General features: G+C 49.8%; 17 protein-coding genes. 8 read left to right on the forward strand and 9 right to left on the reverse strand.

Features of this window, described 5'->3' with window-relative positions; all coding sequences use genetic code 11:
- The first annotated feature begins 518 nt into the window (after window positions 1–518).
- Window positions 519–1,691 carry a glycosyltransferase gene (locus H6G89_RS11110; RefSeq protein ID WP_190506009.1) on the forward strand — a complete coding sequence of 391 codons (1,173 nt, stop codon included), beginning with the start codon at window positions 519–521 and terminating at the stop codon, window positions 1,689–1,691.
- 220 nt (window positions 1,692–1,911) lie between these two features.
- Here H6G89_RS11110 and H6G89_RS11115 read toward each other — a convergent pair whose 3' ends face one another.
- Window positions 1,912–2,916 (reverse strand): glycosyltransferase family A protein, encoded by a 1,005-nt coding sequence (locus H6G89_RS11115; RefSeq protein ID WP_190506012.1) that lies wholly within the window; start codon window positions 2,914–2,916, stop codon window positions 1,912–1,914.
- A gap of 169 nt (window positions 2,917–3,085) precedes the next feature.
- Between H6G89_RS11115 and H6G89_RS11120 the strand changes: the two genes are divergently transcribed.
- Both H6G89_RS11120 and H6G89_RS11125 read left to right on the forward strand, forming a co-directional pair.
- Window positions 3,086–4,315 carry a glycosyltransferase family 4 protein gene (locus H6G89_RS11120; RefSeq protein WP_190506014.1) on the forward strand — a complete coding sequence of 410 codons (1,230 nt, stop codon included), beginning with the start codon at window positions 3,086–3,088 and terminating at the stop codon, window positions 4,313–4,315.
- 10 nt (window positions 4,316–4,325) lie between these two features.
- A complete protein-coding gene (locus tag H6G89_RS11125) occupies window positions 4,326–6,971 on the forward strand; it encodes a hypothetical protein (protein ID WP_190506016.1) in 2,646 nt (881 codons plus the stop codon).
- A gap of 8 nt (window positions 6,972–6,979) precedes the next feature.
- On the opposite strand, the gene H6G89_RS11130 is transcribed toward H6G89_RS11125, so the two are convergent.
- Window positions 6,980–7,501 carry a hypothetical protein gene (locus H6G89_RS11130; RefSeq protein WP_190506017.1) on the reverse strand — a complete coding sequence of 174 codons (522 nt, stop codon included), beginning with the start codon at window positions 7,499–7,501 and terminating at the stop codon, window positions 6,980–6,982.
- Between the two features lie 519 nt (window positions 7,502–8,020).
- On the opposite strand from H6G89_RS11130, the gene H6G89_RS11135 reads away from it, so the two are divergent.
- Complete coding sequence (locus H6G89_RS11135; protein ID WP_190506019.1) at window positions 8,021–8,992, forward strand: hypothetical protein; 972 nt, start codon at window positions 8,021–8,023, stop codon at window positions 8,990–8,992.
- A 113-nt stretch (window positions 8,993–9,105) separates the two neighbouring features.
- Complete coding sequence (locus H6G89_RS11140; protein ID WP_190506020.1) at window positions 9,106–9,879, forward strand: intradiol ring-cleavage dioxygenase; 774 nt, start codon at window positions 9,106–9,108, stop codon at window positions 9,877–9,879.
- A gap of 14 nt (window positions 9,880–9,893) precedes the next feature.
- On the opposite strand, the gene H6G89_RS11145 is transcribed toward H6G89_RS11140, so the two are convergent.
- Window positions 9,894–10,697 (reverse strand): hypothetical protein, encoded by an 804-nt coding sequence (locus H6G89_RS11145; RefSeq protein ID WP_190506022.1) that lies wholly within the window; start codon window positions 10,695–10,697, stop codon window positions 9,894–9,896.
- A 188-nt stretch (window positions 10,698–10,885) separates the two neighbouring features.
- Window positions 10,886–11,146 carry a hypothetical protein gene (locus H6G89_RS11150; protein WP_190506024.1) on the reverse strand — a complete coding sequence of 87 codons (261 nt, stop codon included), beginning with the start codon at window positions 11,144–11,146 and terminating at the stop codon, window positions 10,886–10,888.
- Window positions 11,147–11,449: 303 nt separating this feature from the next.
- Between H6G89_RS11150 and thrC the strand changes: the two genes are divergently transcribed.
- Complete coding sequence (gene thrC / locus H6G89_RS11155) at window positions 11,450–12,523, forward strand: threonine synthase (protein WP_190506144.1); 1,074 nt, start codon at window positions 11,450–11,452, stop codon at window positions 12,521–12,523.
- Here the strand turns inward: thrC and H6G89_RS11160 are convergent.
- The 4 genes from H6G89_RS11160 to H6G89_RS11175 form a co-directional block, all read right to left on the reverse strand.
- On the reverse strand, window positions 12,468–13,043 hold the full coding sequence (locus H6G89_RS11160) for a hypothetical protein (RefSeq protein WP_190506026.1): 576 nt from the start codon (window positions 13,041–13,043) through the stop codon (window positions 12,468–12,470). The two genes, thrC and H6G89_RS11160, sit on opposite strands and share 56 nt — an antisense overlap.
- Before the next feature lie 97 nt (window positions 13,044–13,140).
- On the reverse strand, window positions 13,141–14,625 hold the full coding sequence (locus H6G89_RS11165; protein ID WP_190506028.1) for a site-2 protease family protein: 1,485 nt from the start codon (window positions 14,623–14,625) through the stop codon (window positions 13,141–13,143).
- 506 nt (window positions 14,626–15,131) lie between these two features.
- Window positions 15,132–17,024: a ShlB/FhaC/HecB family hemolysin secretion/activation protein gene (locus H6G89_RS11170; protein WP_190506030.1), complete on the reverse strand. Its 1,893-nt coding sequence runs from the start codon at window positions 17,022–17,024 to the stop codon at window positions 15,132–15,134.
- Between the two features lie 345 nt (window positions 17,025–17,369).
- Window positions 17,370–18,539, reverse strand: coding sequence for a DNA double-strand break repair nuclease NurA (locus H6G89_RS11175; RefSeq protein WP_190506032.1), 1,170 nt, complete (start codon window positions 18,537–18,539; stop codon window positions 17,370–17,372).
- A gap of 669 nt (window positions 18,540–19,208) precedes the next feature.
- On the opposite strand from H6G89_RS11175, the gene chlP reads away from it, so the two are divergent.
- Together chlP and H6G89_RS11185 are read left to right on the forward strand one after the other, a co-directional pair.
- Complete coding sequence (gene chlP, locus H6G89_RS11180) at window positions 19,209–20,432, forward strand: geranylgeranyl reductase (protein ID WP_190506034.1); 1,224 nt, start codon at window positions 19,209–19,211, stop codon at window positions 20,430–20,432.
- A 631-nt stretch (window positions 20,433–21,063) separates the two neighbouring features.
- The gene (locus H6G89_RS11185; RefSeq protein WP_190506036.1) at window positions 21,064–21,828 is read left to right on the forward strand and encodes a THxN family PEP-CTERM protein; all 765 of its coding nucleotides are present in this window, start codon (window positions 21,064–21,066) and stop codon (window positions 21,826–21,828) included.
- Window positions 21,829–22,046: 218 nt separating this feature from the next.
- Here the strand turns inward: H6G89_RS11185 and H6G89_RS11190 are convergent, their stop codons facing one another.
- The gene (locus H6G89_RS11190; protein ID WP_190506038.1) at window positions 22,047–22,568 is read right to left on the reverse strand and encodes a MarR family winged helix-turn-helix transcriptional regulator; all 522 of its coding nucleotides are present in this window, start codon (window positions 22,566–22,568) and stop codon (window positions 22,047–22,049) included.
- Window positions 22,569–22,600: the final 32 nt, after the last annotated feature.

Consider the following 22,600-nt stretch of genomic DNA (forward strand, 5'->3'; position numbering starts at 1 on the left):
CCACACCCCCTTATGCCTTAAGGCATATGCGTAGGGCTATAAATAATTAAAGTTTCTGTAAAGATACGTAGGTGTTAATTAAAGCTTTTGGTGTCAAGCTCCGTACACCAAGCAATTCTCCGATCGCCTGGCATCATCCCTCGCCAAATACGCGCTCTCCTGTTGTCTGAGGCTGTTAATACGTCAAAAAGCTCGCCAGAGGAGGGTTACGAAGGGATCAACGCTCTCTCAAGTAGCCCCTTCACCTATCCGGATCACTTAACTCTGCCTTCAAACTTTAGGTAGATCTTCGGTAAATCCTTCAAGATTTTATGAAGGGGGCAACCAAGCCCACCAGGATTTGAGGGGCTGATAGTAAGATTTATACATCGAAATGCTCCTCCCAGCGATTGCTCTGTTGGTTTTCCCAGTTTTGATAGTCGGTGTAGAGGTTAGCAATCGGGATACGGATCGAAGTTGAAATCGCCTCGAAGAAAAGTTTGTGTAAAAACCCTTCACGATATTTGGTCAGGTCATATATGACTTCCTACATCGCCCCCTCTAAGGTTGCTTTGTCTCCGTCTGATCTCGTTAACACCCCTCTTTCCAACACCTCTATCAAAACGGTTCAAGATCATCGCGTCTTGCCACCCATCTATTTTTACATTCCCCAAGACCAACTACCGTTCACAGAAGTTCCCGACGATATCGACGCCAATTGGCAGATGTTTGCTCCAGGGGTTTTTGCGTGGACGCTACAAACCTACATTCGGCTGAAGCAAGATGGCTTTCCCTGTGAGTTTACAGGCTCTCTGCCCGATGAAGGCATCATTGTTATGCATCGGGATTCCGTTCCTCAAAAGTGGAAGCCAAGCCACAAACAGCTATTTGTCTGCATTCAAGCCGATCGCACTCAACACCCCTGGGCTCACTTCCATGTGGTTCACAATCCCCAAGGTGTACTGCCCGACGGTAAGTTTGAGATCCGTAACAGCTACTACATCCCCCACTGGGCACCCCAACCCGGACTGATTCCGCGTGACCCTGCACGGGGCGATCGCTTTGAAAACATTGCCTTCTTTGGGCACGAGCGCAACCTTGCCCCTGAGCTAAAACACCCCGCCTGGGAAGCAGCATTAACAGAGATGGGTCTGACCTGGCATGTTATCGATCGAGACCACTGGAATGATTACAGCCAGGTTGATGCCGTGGTTGCTGTTCGCAGCTTTAACCAGCAAGATTTCACTATCAAGCCTGCTCTCAAGCTCTACAACGCCTGGCACGCAGGAGTTCCCGCTATTTTGGGATGCGAGTCTGCGTTTCGGGCAGAGCGGATTAGCCCCATAGACTATCTCGAAGCCACCTCCGCCGAAGAAACCCTGAGCCTGCTACGGATACTGGTTGAAAACCCAGATCTCAGACAAGCTATGGTGCAAAACGGCAAAGTGCGCTCCAGGGAAACCAATCCCACAATTCACCTGAAGATGTGGCGCGACTTGATTTTGGGCACTGCCGTACCCGCTTATGAAAATTGGCGTCGGGCATCCTCGTGGCAACGCAACAAGTTCTACACACGTCACAGTGTCAAGCAAAACGTAGAGCGGATTAAGCGGCGCAGCGCAGAGTTGTACGGGTTATTCAGACCACCTGTGCCAGAGGCAACTCCAATGCAATCTCCTGCATACCTTAATTCCGTGCCTACCAACGCTTAATACTGCTATTCACAGATAGGGTTTGGCAATAAAACCAGGGGGGTGTGAAGGCTGTGCCTCCAGTCAGGGGTTCTACCCCTGCACCTCAAATTCCTACCTTGATTTACGACGAGTTGTACTTATACCAATTTGAAACGGTACTCGCCTGGGTGAAGTACAAAACGTGGGGGCTTGGCAATGCCAAACCCCCTACGTAAAGATCAATTCGTGCTCCAGCTTCCTATCCTTTCGCCTTGACTGTTTCTCCTTGTTCTTCGGTGACTAAGGCGTTAATGGGGGGTTGATTTTTGGTTAGCTTGAGTCGAATTAGTTTGGCGATCGCCCGTGGTACTCCATACAATTTACTGAAGAATAAATTCCAGAAATAGCCGTATTGTGGAAACCGCTTGACTAATAAGAAGTCAGAGATCACATGAAAGCGAGGAGGCTTCATGGCAGCAGGTTTATCAACGTAACGAATCTGTTCATCACCCGGTAACCAGTGACCAATAATGAGATCGCGTTGATAAGAAACCGCTTGCACAAATAATCCAGATAACCGATCAAATCCTGAACTGGGAATCCAGGTAATCGCTCCTAACATTTGTGTGGTTTGAGCGAGAACAGGAAGCGTTTTTTGAACGAGTTGATTATTCCAGACAATATTGTTGAAATTTTCAAAGTGATAGCCGTAGTTATCTTTGCGTTCAAAGAAGGGAAAGAATAACCAACGAACATCAAATCTTAACTCTAATGGGGCGATCGGAACTTCGAGTAACCCCTCATAGTTTCCATTTCGATAGGGGTTTGGATCAGCAGCCGTTTTTTTGCAAACGTCCAATTGGTCAATATCGGGAATGCCTGTCCATTCTTTTTTAATGGCATCAATATCACGAAAATCAATGACCGCTTTCTTAAGCCGTAAAACCCAGCTATCTGGAAAGCGTTCAAAGTATTTGATGACCAATTCAACAATATCAGGATGAGCTAAATCATCATCATCTAACGCTAAAACATAATCACCTGTCGCATTTAGTAATGCTACGAATCGTTGCATCATCTCTCCGCGATAGGGACTCACTAAACTTTTGACTCTGCTATCTTGAATGGGACGTGGAGAAACTCCCGGAGGATAGACTAAAACAAACTCAACATTACCTTGAATTCTTAACAGTTCATTAATCCAAAAGTCAGAAAAATTCCCTCTTGTAGGGGTCACAATTGATAGAACTGGCTTTCCCTTCATTACTCATTACCGTTAATAGTTAAGTTAGTCGTTTTAAGCATGACCTCTACCTCTCTACGGTGAAGTTGAGCGAGATAGGGTGATATGGGTTAAAGATGGATTATCGTGGTATTGATTTTCAACAATCTGGCTGCTTCTTGATTGAATCTTCTAGGAAAGACAAGGATTTATGAATATTCTCATGCTCTCTTCTACCTTCCCCTATCCCCCCAGTCGGGGAGGTACGGAGATTAGAACATTCAATCTACTCAAGTATCTGCACCAATCTCACCCTGTAACTGTAATTACACAACGACATGAGGATGTTTCGGATGCAGATATCGAGGCTCTGCAACAATACACCAGCGAACTGGTAATCTTTCCGTTGGTGACGGCTCCTGAGCAGGGTGGGAAGTTGCAACGGATTAGCGGTAAGGTGAGCCGATTTCTAGAATCCTGGATTAAAGGTACCCCGCCGAACGTGTTACATCGCTATTCACCCGCGCTGCAAACCTGGGTTGACGATCGCCTCCGGGCTGGCAAATTTGATGTGGTGACCTGTGAGCACAGCGTCAATGAGATTTATATCCGTCCTGAGTTTCGGCGTACGGTTAGAACCGTGGTGGATGTGCACAGTTCCGTCTATGCCTGGACTCGCAATCACCTGGAGATGGATGCATCGGATCACCCATTTCGCGATCGCCTCTATCTGTCCCTGTTAAAACGGTATGAACGTCGCTACTGCCAAAAATTCACCGACATCGTTGTAACGACGGACGACGATCGCCAGGAGCTACTCCGCTTCAACCCTAACAGCCAATTTGCCGTCATTCCTAATGGAGTTGACCTGGAGTTATTTCCCTTACGCTCTCACGATCCGGGCGGTCATCGTCTGGTCTTTGTCGGGGCTATGGATGCCTCCCATAATATTGATGCGGCTCGCTTCTTTACATTGGAGGTGATGCCCCGATTGCGACAACGCTATCCCGACGCGACCTTTAGCATTGTCGGGGCACGTCCCACACCAGAAATTCAAGCGTTTGGCAATCAACCAGGCATCATCGTCACTGGCAAGGTCGCCTCCATGGTGGAGCAGCTACATCAGGCAACGGTGTGTGTGGTGCCGCTGAGGACTGGCTTTGGCATCAAAAACAAAACTCTGGAGGCGATGGCGGCAGGTGTCCCTGTCGTAGGCAGCGATCGCGGGCTAGAAGGGTTGGCAGTGGATGGTGAAAATACTCCTCTGAGAGCATTACGAGCAAATCGCGTGGAAGAGTATATTGAGGCAATCAGCCGCTTGTTTACGGATTCTGAGTTGCGATCGCAGTTATCTAGAGAAGGGCGATCGCTAATTGAGAGCACCTACACCTGGGAAGCCGCTGGACACGCCTACGAGAAGGTATTGACTCAAGCCAAGTGAGGGAACGCGCGTGAGCAAACAAGACCGACCAAGACAGGATCATACCTCCGGTCAGCCTTCGCATTTGCCCAATTCCGTACCACCTCCAGTTAAGGTCAAGGTTTTGGTTTCCCAAAAGCCACCCCGCCGAGCCTCAGATCCTCCCCCAAACAAGTCTCCGTCAGACTCCTCCAATGCCTCTGGTGTCCGGGTACTGGTGTCGTCTCGTGGTCACCGTAAAGCCTCAAAAACCAAGGTTGACACTGCGTCCTCTCCCCCTCCTTCCCGCAGTTCGGATATCAAGATTTTGGTGTCGTCAGAGCCTCCACCCCCCTCCTTTCCAGAGTTGGAAGAGTGGGAGGACGATGGCGACGAGACGGATCAGGCACCCATTCGGATTCTGGCATCCTCCGAACCCCGCCCTACCCATCCGGCGATCGCGGCTCTGGGATTCACTGCCAGTTGGCTGGGCATTGCGGCTCTCGTCGCAGGAGGAGGTTGGTTAGCCGTTCAACTGATCATTAACCCTGGCTCAATTAGCTGGATGCAGTGGATGTTTCCAGAGAGCAGCCGAGGCGCATTTTTAGAGGAAAACGCACCGCGATCGCTCTCTCAAATTCGGGCTCAGGCAAAAGCCGCAGGGCTGTATTTAGGACAACCTTTTCCTCTGGCAGACTCCGGCGATCTGATCATTCCGGTGTCAGATCAAATGTCTCCCTGTAGCGGGTTAGAAGCAACGCCTACAGCCAGTTGTGGCGAAATTAGCGAACTGCATGTCTATCGACCGTTTACCGCTGCTCCGCTGCGTGAGGTCAAGTATGAACTGGTCGATCGCCTTGCTATGCCCGGTTTAGATGAATATTTTGTGGTGGCTCCATTGACAGGCACCACGGGTGATGAAGGTTCATCGCGTCGCCTCCGAATGACAACCGTCAGCGCGATTAGTGGCTCGGCTCCCGAAACTGGCATCTGGTTTCAGGTCAGTGGTGAACGGACACGGGGCAACACCCGCATTCTCTATGGGCAAGTGATGGGCTACGATCCAGGCAAAGGGCGACTGGAAACCCGCTTGCAATGGACAAGTCCCGCCGCAGAGTTGCCCCGTTGGCGAGATGTCGTCGCAGGGGGGACTCCCGAACTGGTTGTCAATCAGACCGTGGGGCTAGAGCCAAGCTTTCAATTGCATCAGATTCAGACAACCAGCACAACGCTGGAGCTAAAAACCGTTGACCTGACGAAACCTGCCCTTAACAATGCCACCTTTAAAAATGGACTGGTGCTAGCCCAAAGTGGTTTGTGGTCGCCTGCCCTGTCGAGCTTGGAGCAAGTCAAAGATCGCAGCCAGGGGGCCGCACCGGGGTGGTCAGCCACGGCACAGGCACAGTTTGATCTGATTCGCTTGCACGCAGAATTCACTCAGGCGCAGGCAAAGCGGGTGTGGGCAAACCCCAGCGAACAGATCACCGCCTTATTAATTGACGGTCAGTGGGCAACAGCACTCCAACAGTTTCGCAATGCTCTAAAAGATGGGCACGATCTCACCCCCCTCTTGCGCGATGATGCTCAAACGATCTGGAAACGAGTGAAAGCTGCGATCCAGGTCAACCGTCGGCAATACGATGTGCAGGCATGGGGAGCATTGACGATCGCCACAAAACAGGGACGACGAGCCGCGATCGCCTGGTTGCAATCACTCCAACCTCCCTCTCAAAATCCCAACACCGTTGATCCTCGGCTCCAGGACATTCTCACACTGCTCAACCAGATTCCTCGGTCAGATCTGCCAGCGCAGCAGAGCAACAACTTTTTGGGGTTCGCCACTCCAATCTCTAGCATTACCCCTCGTGAGTGGGTGATTCCAGAACCTGATACCGCTTTAGAACCGGGGGAACAACAGTGGTATCGAGTGCAGATCACGCGCTTTCATAACGGTCAACGCTGGTGGCGATCGCCCTTTACCAATCTCAATCTCCCGGCGTTAGGCATTGCCAACCAATTATGGGAAGACCTGGGACTTGCCAGCAATCCCACGTTTCAAATCGCTTTTTGGTCAACAGAGGGACAATTCCAAACCCTATCTGTCAGTGCCAAAGCCATTCGCTTTAACAACGGCACATTACAGGTGTTAGCCCTGGGAGACAAGTTACCCGACACCACCAGTCGCGCCGCTCAACCTCTGGTCATGACAACCGATAATCTCCAATGGGTAGAACCGTCCTATGCCATGACCTTAACTGACTTTAGCTATCAGCAACCGGACTGGATGCCAATTTTATTACCTAAAACCTGGCAAATCCTACAAGAGGCAGGCTATGTCACCACTACCAAAATGCCTACCCAGGAAGAAATGCTACAAGCGATGGGAGTCTGGTCTATGCAACTGATCGACCTAACCGACAACGAGCAACCTGAAATGGTTCTCACTGTTCAACCTACTTTTCTGGCTAGCTCTACCTATGTTGAAGCCAGTGCAACCAATGCGTTGCAAACTGCCCCATCCTACACATTGGTCTTTTCAGATCAGGGCGATGTGATTTACAACGATGTGGGTGATAGGGAAGCAACCCTGTTGGCGATCGCCACTCTGATAGACGATCCATTGCCAATGCTGATCGTAGATGCGGAGCCACGCTACGAAATCAAACAGTGGTCACCCCAAAATCGCCGATTTCAGTAATGCTCGACTTACCGCTGCCCTAAGAGCGATCGCAACCTGACCTTGCTGGCAACGTACCAGGGGAGTTGATAGTGCTCTGCCATCACCCACAACACCAGCACCAGATGCACCAAAAAGGTACAGCCCACCCACACCATTGGGAACCACGCCCAGGGACTACCCGGCAACGGTGGAAAGGTGTAAGCCGACAACCAGACGATCGCCGATGGCAAACCAACTAACAACACCCCTATTAGCCAGATCATCATCGTCAGGTTGAAATCATCCTGATAAGCAACCTGCCAGTTACGCCCATTCCACCGCCATGACATCGGTTGAGAGCTATCGACCACCTGTACCGACTGCTCTGGCAAGTTCGCCGTGAAGATGTGGCGACAAAAATCGCAGGCAAAGGCATCCATCAGGGTCAACCCTGTAATCTGACCATGCCGACAAATTGGACAGATATAGGTTTCCTGATAGCTCAATTGGCGATCGCCAGAGCGAGCGGTTTGAGTCGGTTTTTTAGGATTTTGCTCAGAAAATGGCATTATGGACATCCATTAGCACTTGGGTTATCAGACGCTCTGCCTACTGCTGCAAACCTGGTTGACTGACAAAACTCCTAACGCTGATGATTGAAAACCGCGCCTGGAGAAGCAAAACCCGACTTCCAGGGTTAGAGGACAATTTCTGTAGTCTGCGGAGGCAGACTTTGCTCTTGTAACAGCGGTTTCAACCGCCATGAGCAGAAAAATCAGGCTGCAAACACCAAGACATTAGACGCAGTGTAACAACCCTTGTCTGAAACGGGGCAATAATTTAGGGTGATCTTTTGAAAATAAAAGCTACAGAGCAGGTGTAGGGGCATTTCGTGAAATGCCCTTATAAAAGTATTAATGTGTAACCCAAACTTATGAAAATGGTATTAGTAGTTGGCGCGTTAGTGCGATCGCAGAGAATCGAGACTTTACAGATCAAGTCTTAATAGAGCATTGCATAGATGTTAGAAACAAAGGATTAGAGGGAAAGTTGGATATTGACAGAGTTATTCTATCCCTCTAAGTAATATGATTTCACCCCAGGTAAACCTTCTTTCTAATGCTAAGAAAGGGGACGCTTATGCAATCAATCAATTAATCAACTATCTCCTGGAACCCAAGGGTATTACATCTGAAGTTAAGATAGAAGGTGGCTATTTACACCTCATATTACCATCTAGAGAAGCTCTGGATTTAGAGCAATTGACTTCATATATAAAAACGGTTCTTAAACCACTTAATCTAACTCGTTTAAAGGGTGCTAAAATTCGGGGAGGATATAGGAATAAAAACCAAAAAGAGTTTGCAGTTTGGTCATGGGAACTAAGTAGTTTAGAACTCGATTGGTCAATAAATGACTTTGATGATAAGAATTTAAGTGAAGAGGGATTACAAGAAAAACTTGCACGTAAAATGATCGGACTATTTGAGTCCGTAGTAGAAGAACGTAAAAAGTATTACAAAAATAATCCAAGTAAGATTCCTAGATTAAAAGATATTCAATCAATTATTTCTGGTAACGCAAATAAAAACTCAGCTATTTCTGGAGGTCTCAATATTATTCCCGGACCGATTGGTGTGGCAGCAGCTATTCCAGAAATATTGTTGGTTATTCGAAATCAAATTGTCATGATTTATGACATTGGGATCGCTTATGGTCAAGAAAAAGCTTTGAGTAAAGAACTTTTGGTTGCTGTTTTTGCTTATGCATTAGGACGAGGTGGTTTGGGAGTACTCATTGTTCAAGGTGGAAAGGTGCTCGTTAAACAAATTTCGGCTAGGCTCTTCCCAAAAATTGTGCAGATAGTAGCAGGACGATTAGCTCAACGGTTTGTCAGTTCGATGGTTGGTAAATGGCTACCTGTTGTTGGAGCTGCTGCAATGGCTACATGGTCAAATATTGCTACCCGTGAAATTGGGAGGAAAGCGGTTGAGCTGTTCGAGAAGAAAATAGAATATTCATCTGAATTTTTGGAAGAGCTCGATGTTATCGAAGCTTAGTTTGCCAGTTTAATAGCATGGGCTGATCTGAAGCATGTTGGTTGATTGGCGCGATCGCTACAATCTGAAATGGACTCTCTAACTAATTTTGTTTGTGATCGCCCAGCAGCATTATGAGCAAGCCTAATATCAAACGGTCAAGAGTTGCCCGTGCATTCAATCGGCGCGAAGTACTCAGTTTTCTAGGAGCAACGACATCTGTTTGGCTGGCGGGATGTTTTCGCAGTCCATCTAGTGCAGATCAAGTATCGGCTCAAACCTCTGTCCCAGCGACTCCTTCTTCAACCCAGACAGTGACCACAGCTTCCATTTGTGTGGTTAGACCCCAACAAACGGAAGGTCCCTTTTTTGTTGACGATAATCTAAACCGCTCTGATATTCGATCTGATCCGTCCAGTGGAGTGATCAAAGCTGGTGCCCCGCTTCAGCTTGTGTTTCAGGTTAGCCAGGTCAGTAATGGAGCCTGTACCCCACTCAGAGATGCCATTGTGGATGTGTGGCACTGCGATGCCGAAGGGGTTTATTCCGATGTGGGCAATGCTGTCGGACAAAAATTCTTACGGGGTTCCCAGGTCACAACTGCGGATGGAACCGCCCAATTTGTCACAATTTATCCTGGCTGGTATCCCGGCAGAGCGGTTCACATCCATTTCAAAATTCGGGGTACTTCTCCCTCGTCGAACTACGAATTTACCTCACAACTGTATTTTGATGATGCGTTGACCGACCAGATTCTCGCTCGATCGCCCTATGCTGTCAGAGGAGCAGGAAACGTCCGAAACGATCAAGATGGTCTTTTTCGTCGGGGTGGCGAGCAGTTAATTGTACCCGTTGTGCAGGAGGGCGATCGCTACGTTGGTCGATTCAACATTGGTCTTGAACTGTAATCCCTGGAGGGACACTAAAGATTTCCTACAGTTCTGACCGTTTCAACACCATCTTGCACCAAAACAACTCTCGGCTCACCGTCAGCTGTCATCTCAATTCGATTGACCAAAATCCTACCGTTTGCCAGATACTCCCCTGCCCGGACGTAGCGACTGCTCTGCTCATTGGGCACCTGCACGATCGCACTAACTGTATCACCGACCTGTACCACTCCAGTAACCACAACCGATTCCGCTAAGCGATTGGGAATGGCTTGAGGGCTGGGTCGCACTGCCACCGCTTGAGACTGAGCTGGTTGTCGTGCTGGTACAGGAGCAGGCGATCGCGCTGGAACTGGAGCCGACTGAGCCGGGGCGGTAGCCACAGGCGCAGAGGATCGTGCCGGAGCCGCGGCAATCGGTTGAACCGAAGTGGGAAGGGGAACCGTCCGAACTACCCTTGGTGCCGGAGGAACAGGGACAGGCAGAAGGGCAGAATCAAGCGTGGGGGGTACGGGAGGAAGCGATCGCTCAGTCGCACTGACTCTGACGGAGGGTAGGGCATCTTGGGCAGACGTCCCTGTAGAATTCAACCCCGCCGGGGGTACGGAGGATAACTCAGGAATCAGCTGGGGCGGATTAGCAGCGGTATCCGTCAGCAGATCGCGAAATGGTTTACCAGCGATTGCTTCTCCAGGAGAAGCCGGAGAAGATGCAACCGTTGCAGGGGATGATTCCACTGTCACTTGCCCTGAACATCCGGCTAGCGCGATTATCAACCCCAACAGACTCAACTGCGATCGCTGAAACGCCATATTCACCACCTTTAAACCCTCCATCACAGAGTAACCTCTACGGCAAAACAGAGACATCCGTGATTTGAGACGATGATGTAGCAAACGGGTGTTCACATCAAGCAGACTAGCTTAGGTTTAGCCAGTTCACTCTCGTTAATTGGACTAATCTAAGTTCGAGATCAAGAGCTTGGCGGTTAAACCACCAACCCCTTCACCCAAAATATGTTCGATTAGTTGGAGATATTGCTGCCTACAGCCACCAATCGACGCTGCTTCAGGGTTTGCAATTCCTGTAAGAGGGCTTCAGCCTCAGCTCTGAGATGCAACAGCTCGACCTGATGATCGACCTGATATGGAAGCTTAACATCTCCAAGCGAAGCGGCACGGGCTGAATCAACTTTGGAGGAATTGGAAGAAACCGCTTGAGGCTCGGTTTCGGATTGGCGGTCAACTACCGCAGCGTTAGAAACTTGCAATGAACGGCTGGTCATTAGAACCTGACTAGTTATTAATACTCACTCACACAATAAGGGAATTGTAACGTAAATCCCACACTTGATTGTATTACATGTATCGAATTGTGTAATTTTTAGTGTGTCGGTTCCACAACTGGTCGCAAAATTGCGATCGCTCAGGGCTTTGATGTCCTGGTAACGACGCATATTGTTATCTTCCGTGATTCTCAACTTTCATCCCTGAATCGCGTCAGGATACACTGAAGATCCGCTAGATGGTGTAGAAGTACTGTGACTTTAAGTTTGTCATCCCAAAGCTTGTCATCCGATCAAAATGGCATGATGTCGCCTCAAGCTCGCCCCTGGCAGGGCTTGATTGAGGCATATCGTCCTTATTTACCTGTAACTGAGCAAACCCCTGTTGTAACGCTTTATGAAGGCAACACCCCATTAATCCCGGTGCCAGCGATCGCCGCTCAAATTGGCAAGGATGTGAAGGTGTTTGCCAAATTTGACGGACTCAACCCCACGGGCAGCTTTAAAGACCGGGGCATGACGATGGCAATCTCGAAGGCAAAAGAAGCTGGAGCAGAAGCAGTCATTTGTGCTAGCACAGGCAATACCTCTGCTGCTGCCGCCGCCTATGCTCGTCGGGGTGGGATGCGGGCATTTGTACTGATCCCCGATGGCTACGTCGCTGTGGGTAAGCTCGCGCAGGCGTTGTTGTACGGTGCAGAAGTGTTAGCCATTAAGGGCAACTTCGATCGCGCTCTAGCGATTGTCCGGGAGATGGCAGACCACTATCCCATCACACTGGTCAATTCCGTCAATCCCTATCGGTTGGAAGGGCAAAAAACCGCTGCCTTTGAAATTGTGGATGCATTAGGTACAGCACCCGATTGGCTTTGCATTCCGGTGGGCAATGCGGGTAACATCACCGCCTATTGGATGGGGTTCTGCCAATATCACCAGGAAGGAATGAGCAATCGCCTCCCCCGCATGATGGGGTTCCAGGCGGCAGGAGCGTCGCCTCTGGTCACAGGGCACCCCGTTGAGTACCCTGAAACCGTTGCCACGGCTATTCGCATTGGCAACCCTGCCAGTTGGCAACAGGCGATCGCCGCCAGAGATGCCAGTCAGGGGCAGTTTAACGCCGTTACAGATGACGAAATTTTGGCAGCTTATCGCCTTCTAGCATCACAGGAAGGTATCTTTTGCGAACCTGCCAGTGCCGCTTCTGTCGCTGGTCTGTTGAAGGTGAAGGATCAGGTTCCCGTGGGTGCAACCATTGTTTGCGTCCTCACCGGGAACGGCTTAAAAGACCCCGATACAGCTATCAAACACTGTGAGAACCAGTTCAAACCAGGGATTGAACCTGATTTAGCGTCGGTAGCTCAAGTGATGGGTTTTTAGATCCTTCCAGACGGGCTCCACCCCCGTTTCCATTGCCATGGGTATTGCCATTCATCGGAACGGGCACCGATTCTGTCGAGTTTCGTGCTGCTCGTTCTTTGGTTAACAAATCGACTGTATCTCCCAGAGCAATGGTCAGACTATTGCGAGTCTGAGTGTGGCTCTCCTGCTCTGCCTTCAATGCCTGAGAGAGGCGATCGCACTCAAGCATCAGATCCACTAATTTTTGCTTTAGCTCAGCTTCATTCAGGTGGTTGACCTGCTGTTGCATAACAGATACATCAACAGAGGTATCTGTTACCTGAGGTGCTCGTTTTAGCGTTTCAAGCTCTGTTTTCAACGCTTCGATGGTCTGCTCCGCTAAATTTGCATCCGTTCGTCGTTGCTGAGCTTCCCGCTCATACAACTTGCGCCAATTTGCCGCACCTGCATAGGCTTCGTCCCGCTCTTGGCAAACCTCTGCTACTTTTTGTTGCAAATGTTTAATTTCTGCTAACCACTGCCTGACATCTTGAGTCATTACCAAGGCTCCTCATGTCTGCCTACGCTAAAGGAAATATAGATAGCCCACCTATTCTTAATGCTTAAGCTAACTTTTTAAGTCTTTAATATTACAACTAGAACAAAATGCGAGTTACGACTTGAGGGGCTGGCAAAATAATCATGACCAGCAAGCTGAGGGCAAACAGTCCCCACAAATCTCGCTTGTTATCTAGCTCACTCACATCATTCAGGGCAGGCTCGTCTACGACCGGAATAAAGAACAGTAAAATTGCCCAGAGCAAAAACTCTTGTTGTACAAGAGACAATGCCAGAACTAGTAGCCGAGCAACCTGACCGATAGCTGCACCAACTCGTTGCCCAAACATAGCATGAACAATATGCCCACCATCGAGTTGCCCCACGGGGGTTAAGTTGATAGCGGTCACAATCAATCCTAGATAGCCAGCGATCGCCACCGGGTGCAATTGGATTGCATCTGTTGCGGTCAACGCATTGCCCAAAGCCAACTTGCTTAGCAACGCGGGTAACAGCAAACTGGGTCTAAGCGAGTCAAAGTTAAAAATACCAGACTCGTCACTCAAGGGAACGGTTGTGGAATGGGCTAACCCCCACAACAACACGGGAACAGCGATGAAAAAACCTGCCAGTGGACCAGCAATGCCAATGTCAAACAAGGCTTTGCGATTAGGGACGGGCGATCGCATCTGGATAAATGCACCAAACGTTCCAAACGGGAAAAAGTTAGTCGGAGGCACAGGAATAAAATAGGGCAACGTTGCCCGAATTTTATAGAACCGAGCCGCCAGATAGTGAGCTAACTCATGGGTTCCCAGAACTGCCATCAGGGCGATCGCATAGGGTAACCCTGTCAAAAACAACGGCAACGTCAGCCGAGCACTGCCATCATCGGGAACACCAGAGAACAACGCGCCAGCTAGAGTACTGGTCAAAATCGTCACAATCAATAGCCCGATCGCCAATCCAGGACGACTAACCGTCTCTGATCCGGATTGATTGTTAACCGTTTGCAGTTGAGGATTGGGCACCAGTGCAAAGAATGGCTTGCCATTTAACCCTTCCTGAAAGACCACCAAAAACCGATTGCCAAAATGTCCTTCAACATTTTCCCGAATGGTTTCATAGGCAACTTCTGGAGAGGTTCTCAACTGCCCTCGGCAAATCAAAGCTTGAGGACGATATTCAATGTTTTGCAGATAATAAACCGACCAGGGAAAGCAATTCTGCAACATTGACTCTTCTTGCTTGTCAATGGGTCGCAGTGTTGGTCGCTTTTCAACACTGGGAGTTATAGCCGCTTCTGCGGTAGCGGGTTGAGCTTCGGCAGAGGCAGGCTTGGCAGGTCGCCCCCATTGAATCAATAACCAATACAGTACGGGACAAAGGATAAAGGGAACCAAGACCAGCACTGGAGGAATCGGAGCACTCTCACCATTTAATAAGATCCACCCCGTCCATACGAATGCGGGAGTCATCATGACAAGCCACAAGATCCAAACAGGAGTCCGAGTGATGTTGGCCACACTCCGCTGCACGATCAGATATGTGAATATTCCCAATAAGAGCAACCAGAAAATCATGCTGTGGATCTCAAGAATTCGGCGAACCCAGGTTGATATTGGCTAATTGATTGGATACCCCTGAACAAAAAACCAAGGTTTTGCGTTCAACAAGCTATCTCCAAGTTCAGCAATACCCCAGTCTTGAATCGAGGAATCCTGGATTGATCTCCAGGATACCGTTTCCAATGAGCCTCAAGAATTAAATTAATGACCAAGGCAGTGACCCGAAGAACTATCTAGCCTAGCTCCCGGATGGGTCACCTTGTCTAACTCAATTCATAGGCTGTGACAGGGGATTACCCGCATGACTGCTCCACACATCTTTATATTGTGGAACAACTCAAGCCAATTGTCCTCTCACCATGATAATCAATCTGTAATTTCCAGAAAGTCTTCATCTGAATGCTAAGAGTTTTGAAATTTAGAACAAATTTGTAGCAATAGGAAGCCAGCAGCCTGAATAGGCCAGGCATGAGCCATTCCGAAGCCCCGACCTCCGAACAGGTTGCTCCTCTTCCTCTCTCCTATCGCGGTTGGAAGTTAACACTAAAGTAAAACGCTTCGTCTTGGGCGTTATTGCCTCGATCCTCTAGATCGACCAGTGGCACAGCATAATCCAGACGAATGTTGAGTCCGGGGAGAGGCTCCCACAATACTCCTAATCCCACCCCTGCCAGAAAGGTCTGATCCGGCAGGTCACCGGGGTTGTCGTCTGCATTCCAGACCGTACCCAAATCGGCAAAAGGAGCCAGTTGTAGGGTTGGTGCCCCAGATTCATTCCGTTGAATGGCAATGCGATCTTCAACAGACAGTCGAAACCCGTTATCACCTGTACGAACGTTTTGACGGAAGCCCCGCAACGACTGCCCACCCCCAATCACAAATTGTTGAGATGCCAGTAGGGGATCGGGGGTGAGTTGCAAGTCAGCCTGCACAATCAGCAGGTGATCTTGATTGAGAATCTGGACTCGCTGCGCCTGACCCAGCCAACTAAAGAACTGCCCATCCGGTTGGGGATCAGGGTTATCGGTGGCATCTAACAAGCCTGTACCAAAGTTGAATTGCGATCGCAACGCCCAGGCTCCCTCAATATCGCGTCGCACATAATCCTGCCCAAACTTGATCACACTTGTCGTACTTGCATCAGCGAGGATGTCACTAATGAGGGTTTCTCCATCGCGGTGAGTAAACCCTAACGAGAGCGCAAATTCTTCGCGCGGAGTGCGGATCAGAGGTTGCCGAAAACTCAGTTCATACAGGTCAGCACTGCCCTCAATATTAATCTGCCTAAATTGAGGGTCAGTGATTTGATAATCGCTGGGAGCGACCCGTAGTTGCAGGGTTCCATTCATGGGGTTGAGGGGCACCTGATAGCTGAAATCAAATAGATTAGAGCCACCTGTCGTGGATTGAGTGTAAGAGGCAGACACTGCATCACCAAGCCCAGTGGGACTGAGCAGGCTTGCTGCGACCCCAAACCGTTCTGACCCAACACTGGGAGGTGAATAGTTATCGATACTGAGATTCCCGGTAAAGGGGAGCGACTCCGTCACCCTCACCGTGAGGATGCTTTGCCCTAACCCGCTGCCCGCTCTCAGGCTTGCCTCCACATTGTCAAATAGGGGGTCGAGCCGCAGTAGACGCAACTGGTCTTCTAGCCGCCCCTGGTTGAGTGGGGTTCTGCCGCCCAGACGGACTCGACTGCGAATGTAGCCATCATTGACGCGATCGTTTCCTTCAATCTCGATGCTCTCCAGGCTTCCCTCAATCACTCGGATCTCAATGATCCCCTGGGTCACATCCTGGTCACTCACCAGCACCGCTCTGGAGGTAATGTATCCCCCATCTAAATAGAGTTGAGTGATTTGATCTGCAACGCTTCGCAATTCCCCAACAGTCACCGATCGCCCCTCATAGGGCGCAGTGATCGGGTCAAAATCGTCTTCATCAAAAATCGTGCTACCAGTCACCTCAATCCGTTGCACCGATACAGTTGCAGCATCTGCTGGAGGAGTGGGAGCCGTTGGAGGCGTCGGAGCGGGTGTTGGGGTTGGCACCACAGGCACCTGTTCACTGGGGGCGACAGGCTGTGGAAGTGGCGTCGGTTGCAGAAAGCGATCGTCGTTTGGGTCTGCCGATGGCGGAGCCGACGGAGTTTGAGCGTGTAAGGTTGAGGCAGAGGGTGAAAACTGCACTGTACTCTCTGGCACGGCAACGCTACTGCTCAAAACGTCACCCTGGAAACCCTCACTGGAAGGATCGACCGCAACCTGCGCCACTGCGAGGGATATGGGTCGAATCTCATCTGGTGAGTCGATTGCATCAGGAGAAGCAGCGTAGCTCGGAGCAACGCCAATCAACCCACTCGGAATCGAAACCCCACACCAAACAACTAATAGCTGCAACTGCCAGCGCATCTGCCCTGATTCTCCAGTCTTTAGGATTATTTACTGTAGTCAATCATCAAGACGATTCAACCAGCAAGTACGAGGACTGTTTTTCAGATCTCATCCCTGTACTCTGTTATAGCTACCGCCCCTTATTTAGGATAGAGCGGGTGTGGGGGCTGCGCCCCCAGCCGGGGGTTCCACCCCTGCACCCGTCCTAACCCAAGTGACTACGGCTATATGGTCAGTCTTTTAGTCGCTACAGAAAGGAAATACGGTCAAACGGACAATATCATGCAATGGGAAACATTAACACCTCCCATGTCACTTAATCCGGACAAGTCCGTTGATTCTCCTTCGACTGAAGAGCAGCTTCTAACGGCGACGCACTTTGCTGACCATCTTGCGGGAAAACCGCAGGTCTAATCCTTGCGTCTCAGCCCAATCTTGCAGGATTTTGTAAAATGCCTGCCGATCTTCTGTTTGCAGCACAGCGGTTTGGTCAGCCGTCTCAATCACATAGGGATAGCCACTACCAACAATCACTTCACCACGAACCCAGTTGAGCACCTTTTCCGTTAAGCCTGCCTCATGCATCCACAGGGGCATCTCCAATCGGGCAGGGGGATGATCGCGATTGGTTTTGAGATAAGTAAAGGTAATTGCCCGACGTTGCTCTTCATAGTGGTCGAGAATGCCCGATCGCTCACACAAAAACAGAGGAGTGCGATCGCCCCATTCCATTGAGCGACTAACCAGTTGAGCATCGTGAATCGAGCGCGGCTCTGGCAAATCATAGAGTGCCTGCAACATGCCCGTTATATCCTTAGCCGAAGTAGTGTCGATGTAGGCTACGAGCGGGACTCGACGCTCCTCACTGGTGCGCAAGAGTTCCAGCAAGCAGTCAACATAGAAGGATTTAGTTTCTGCATCAAACACATCGGCAAACGTCGCCACAAGCGACCCATCCAGAAACACCAGACAGCTTTCGGGTTGAGAGCAGGCTTTCATATACTCCACGAGTCGCTGCGTTTCCATTTGAAAGCGACGCATACTGACTCGCCGATCTGCCATTTCACCATGCTCGCCCACCCGCAAATCTTGTGGCGTCATGATATCGACCGCAACATCTTTTTCGTAGCCTCCGGTCGGCAGATGCAGATTTTCAAACCACCCAATCTGCACCAGAGCGATCGGAATAGAGAGGTCTTTACTGGGATAAATCTGAGAGCCATCCACCGCAAAGGTAGTAATGCCCGTGAGGCGATCGCGCACCCATGCCAGGCTCTGCTCCCGGTTTTGCCACGCCAGATTGGCGGCAATCACAGCATTAATTCCCTTACTCAGCGGTTCTAACGGTTTAGCCCCAACTGGTTTAGCGCACTTCGCGATCTTTTCCTCCAGATCGCTATCGGGCATCTCACTCACTTGCTTTAAGGCTTGGCGATACTGCTCTAAAACCTGCATTGCTTCACGATTGAATGCGTTGAACTCTTCGCGTTTAGCATTCAAAATATCGCGGATCTGAGATGGTTTAAGGGTCATGGAAGTGAAGTAGGGAAGAAATTGACGAGATAAGCAGGATAAAGGGGTGCGCCAGGAAACAAGAGAGGCGCGGGAGGAAATCCATCAGTACAAGGGGGTGCAGGGGGCGACGCCCCTTGCGTGGGGGTTTCACCCCCACACCCCGTACTTTACCCAAGTGGGTGTTGCTACAAATCAACAGGGGCACGGGTCAACTTGACATCGCTTTTAGCCCCAACCAATGGAGGAGATGCAACGTATGGAGAATGCCACACTGATTGTCCAGGATTCAAGGTGCGATCGCATTGATATTTTCGATGTACATCGCTCACTTTATATGCATCAAGCAGTCGTATGCACACGGCACATGGAATGGGTTTAGTTGCCCTGATGAGCAACACAGCAAACCAACGTCGGGTAGTTGGTATGTCGTAGGTTGATGTTCATCGGTTGAACCATAGTAGTTTCTCTATAGAAACAATTTAGACCTCTTTACTATTCTCCCCGATCTGTCTGTGGTTTAAACGATGCCCATTCATTGAGAATTTTCTATCTCGATCCCAAGTCTGTATGTCAGCATGTTAAGCTCTGTTTCAATTTAGTCATATCTTTGAGCTTCGTTGCAAAGAGGGTTAAAACTCCGTGATACGATGCATTCCGTGACCTTAAAGAAATTTGGGAGAAACACCGTTGGCACTAAGGGTTGCTGTAGTTGGATCAGGTCCAGCAGGTTCTTCCGCCGCTGAGACATTAGTAAAAGCTGGAATCGAAACCTTTTTATTTGAGCGTAAGTTAGACAATGCCAAGCCCTGTGGTGGAGCCATTCCACTGTGCATGGTGAGTGAGTTTGACCTACCCATGGAGATCATCGATCGCCGCGTCCGCAAGATGAAAATGATCTCGCCGTCTAATATCGAGGTCAACATCGGTGGCACGCTCAAAGACGATGAGTACATTGGGATGTGCCGTCGAGAAGTGCTGGATGGCTTTTTGCGCGATCGCGCTCACAAGTTGGGTGCAACGCTGATCAACGGCACTGTGTATGGCTTAGATTTGCCTTCCAATAGCACTGACCCTTACACCATTCACTATGCAGACCACTCTGACGGCAGCCTCGAAGGCGTGACCAAGACGCTGCAAGTCGATGTGGTGATCGGCGCAGATGGAGCAAACTCGCGGGTTGCCAAAGCAATCGATGCGGGCGACTACAACTACGCGATCGCCTTCCAGGAGCGCATTCGTCTGCCCAAAGACAAGATGGACTACTACGAAGAACTGGCAGAAATGTACGTGGGTAACGACGTTTCCCCCGACTTTTATGCCTGGGTCTTCCCCAAATATGACCACGTTGCCGTAGGTACTGGCACGATGAAGGTCAACAAATCCAAGATCAAAGACCTGCAAGCTGGAATTCGGGCTCGTGCGGCTCACCGCCTTGAGGGTGGCGAAATCATCAAAGTTGAAGCGCACCCCATTCCTGAGCACCCCAGACCTCGCCGTGTGGTCGGTCGGGTTGCTTTGGTGGGCGATGCTGCTGGCACAGTGACCAAGTCGTCTGGAGAAGGCATTTACTTCGCCGCTAAGTCAGCTCGCATGTGCGCCGAGGCGATCGTCGAGTTTTCCCGCAATGGGCAACGCATGATCACTGAAGATGACCTGAAGGTCTACATCAAGCGGTGGGACAAGCAATATGGTCTGACCTACAAGGTTCTGGATCTACTGCAAACCGTCTTCTACCGCTCAGATGCGACTCGCGAAGCCTTTGTCGAGATGTGCTCTGATATTGATGTGCAGAAGCTCACCTTTGATAGCTACCTGTACAAAACTGTTGTGCCTGCTAACCCATTGACGCAGTTGAAAATTACTGCCAAGACGATTGGTAGCTTGCTCCGGGGCAGTGCCTTAGCTCCATAGGGGCGATCGCTCCTCTCGTTAGAGCTATCTCATATCTCATCTGACGGTTGTATTACAAATCATTGAAGGGTAGAAGGATCAGGTTTACGCCTGAAACTTCTGCCCTTTATTGTTAGGAATAATACAGATTTATGGTAGTCCTATTGAGGAAAGGGTGGGGACTAAGAGAGCGAGAGTGAGAGGTTGTGCGCATGGGCATTTCGTACTTCTCACACTCTCTCACCGTCCTTCCCTACAGGGCACTACCCGATCTATCAGGTGTATCTTTCAGATTGTGCAGTTGGTTGACCCCATCAATTCTGCTTCTGGTTTTCATCGTTGGCGTCTCCTGTGGAATGGCTAAACCTGGTTTTGGGGATAGCATGTCGGTAACGCGGTCAATCTTGAAACATGGGTCTGTTCAGGAATGAGCAGGGCTAAATCTGGTTGACTGACAACAGCCTTAAAACCCTTGATACTTTCCAGGGTTGGCGAGTCAAATTCGCACCTATGGGATCGAAGTCTATGGCTCAATAGCTCGACTAAGCTTATGCCGCAGTCTACAGTTCCAGTCGCCACAACGCAAAAACCAGCTTTTCAGACCTCTTTTGATCCATTACAACCACCTCAATCACTAGGGAAAGATTGTTGTATGAAACTCTCGTGTTTTAGAGCTAGCGTTTCAACGTTGACTATTGCCACTGCAAGTGCGATCGCCCTGACTAGTCTGCCTGAGACTGCCATCGCAACAACATTGCTCAGTGCGTCGGGCACCTGGGAAAACCCCATCGGTGGAGAGCCAACCGTCGAGCAGATATCGATGGGGGACGAGGCAATGATTTTGTGGGGAACTGCCACAACACCCGATGGCAAAAGTGGTTTGGGCTATTTAGGCGTGGGAGCGTCTGACATCGCGTCTGATATTCCTTTTCTAGTGGGAACACTGCGGCATTTTAACAATCCAGTTGCACCCCCTAATGTCAGCAGCGTAGAGCTATTGATTAATCTAAATCTGGCGGATGTGGGCGGTTCCCTGGTGAGTCGTTCATTTACCTTTGCTTTTGCGGTTGATGAAACCGTCAATGCGACTCCCTGTCTGTATGCCAGCACTATCCCCTGCGCCGATCGCATCTCATTTCTCAATCCCACTACCTCAGAAACCTTTGATGTAGCAGGCACCGCTTACACCCTGGAGTTATTGGGCTTTAGCGATCGCCCCACTCCCGATGGAGCCTTCGTAAACGAGTTTATTTCTGAAGAACAGGCAACGAACACCGCTTTTCTGTTTGGCAAACTAACCGCCGCTGTCCCTCGATCGGTTCCTGAACCTGGGGCGATCGTTCCTCTGGCACTGTTGGGGATATGTTTGGGGATAAGGGGAAAGGATAAGAAATCAAGGATGAAGGATAAAAAATAAAGGAGGATGAAAGAGTTTGATTGGCAACTTCATACCGATTTAATGTTTGATTGTGGCCGATCACGGGGTAGGGGCGTTTTGCGAAACGCCCTTACGGAATCATGTGCAGCGAAGCCAATTCAAATTGGTATCAGTTTTATCCTTACGTGAATTCGAGATCAGGATTGGGGGATTCTCCCCCAAACCCCCTAGCAAAAGGTGTTTCGGTTATCCTTTTCTTACGACAGGTTAGCGATCAACCGATCAACCAGTTGCGACATCAATTGGCGATCGCTCTCAGATATGCCTTGTAGTGCCGATTCTCGAATTTCTAGCGCAATCGGCGGCAGCACTCGCTTGAGTTGCTCACCTGCGGGGGTCAGCCAGATGCGCCAGATGCGTCGATCCTGGCGATCGCGCTCCCGCCGAATTAACCCCCGTTCCTCCATCCGATCCAAAACCCCGGTGAGCGTACCGCCCACCTGTTGCAGGCGATCGCCAATGCTAGAGGTTGGTAGCCCATTCTCCTCCCAGAGACAGCACAGGACAACCCAATGAAACGGAGTCAATCCAAAGGGTTCTAACCGCTCTTGAAATCGCCGCGCAAACAGTTGAGAGAGTAATTTAATACGATAGCCTAACCCTCTCGGAGCTAATACTTTTTGCCATTGCTCAACAAAAGCAACTGTTTCGTCTTGAACCGGGGAATTAGGCGCAACTCTTGGGGCACACTCTCCATCGGGAATACTTGATTCTGCCATAGCCAAACACAGGTGAAAGTAAACTATAGCAA

The sequence above is a fragment of the Oscillatoria sp. FACHB-1407 genome, assembly GCF_014697545.1.
Lineage (GTDB): Bacteria > Cyanobacteriota > Cyanobacteriia > Elainellales > Elainellaceae > FACHB-1407.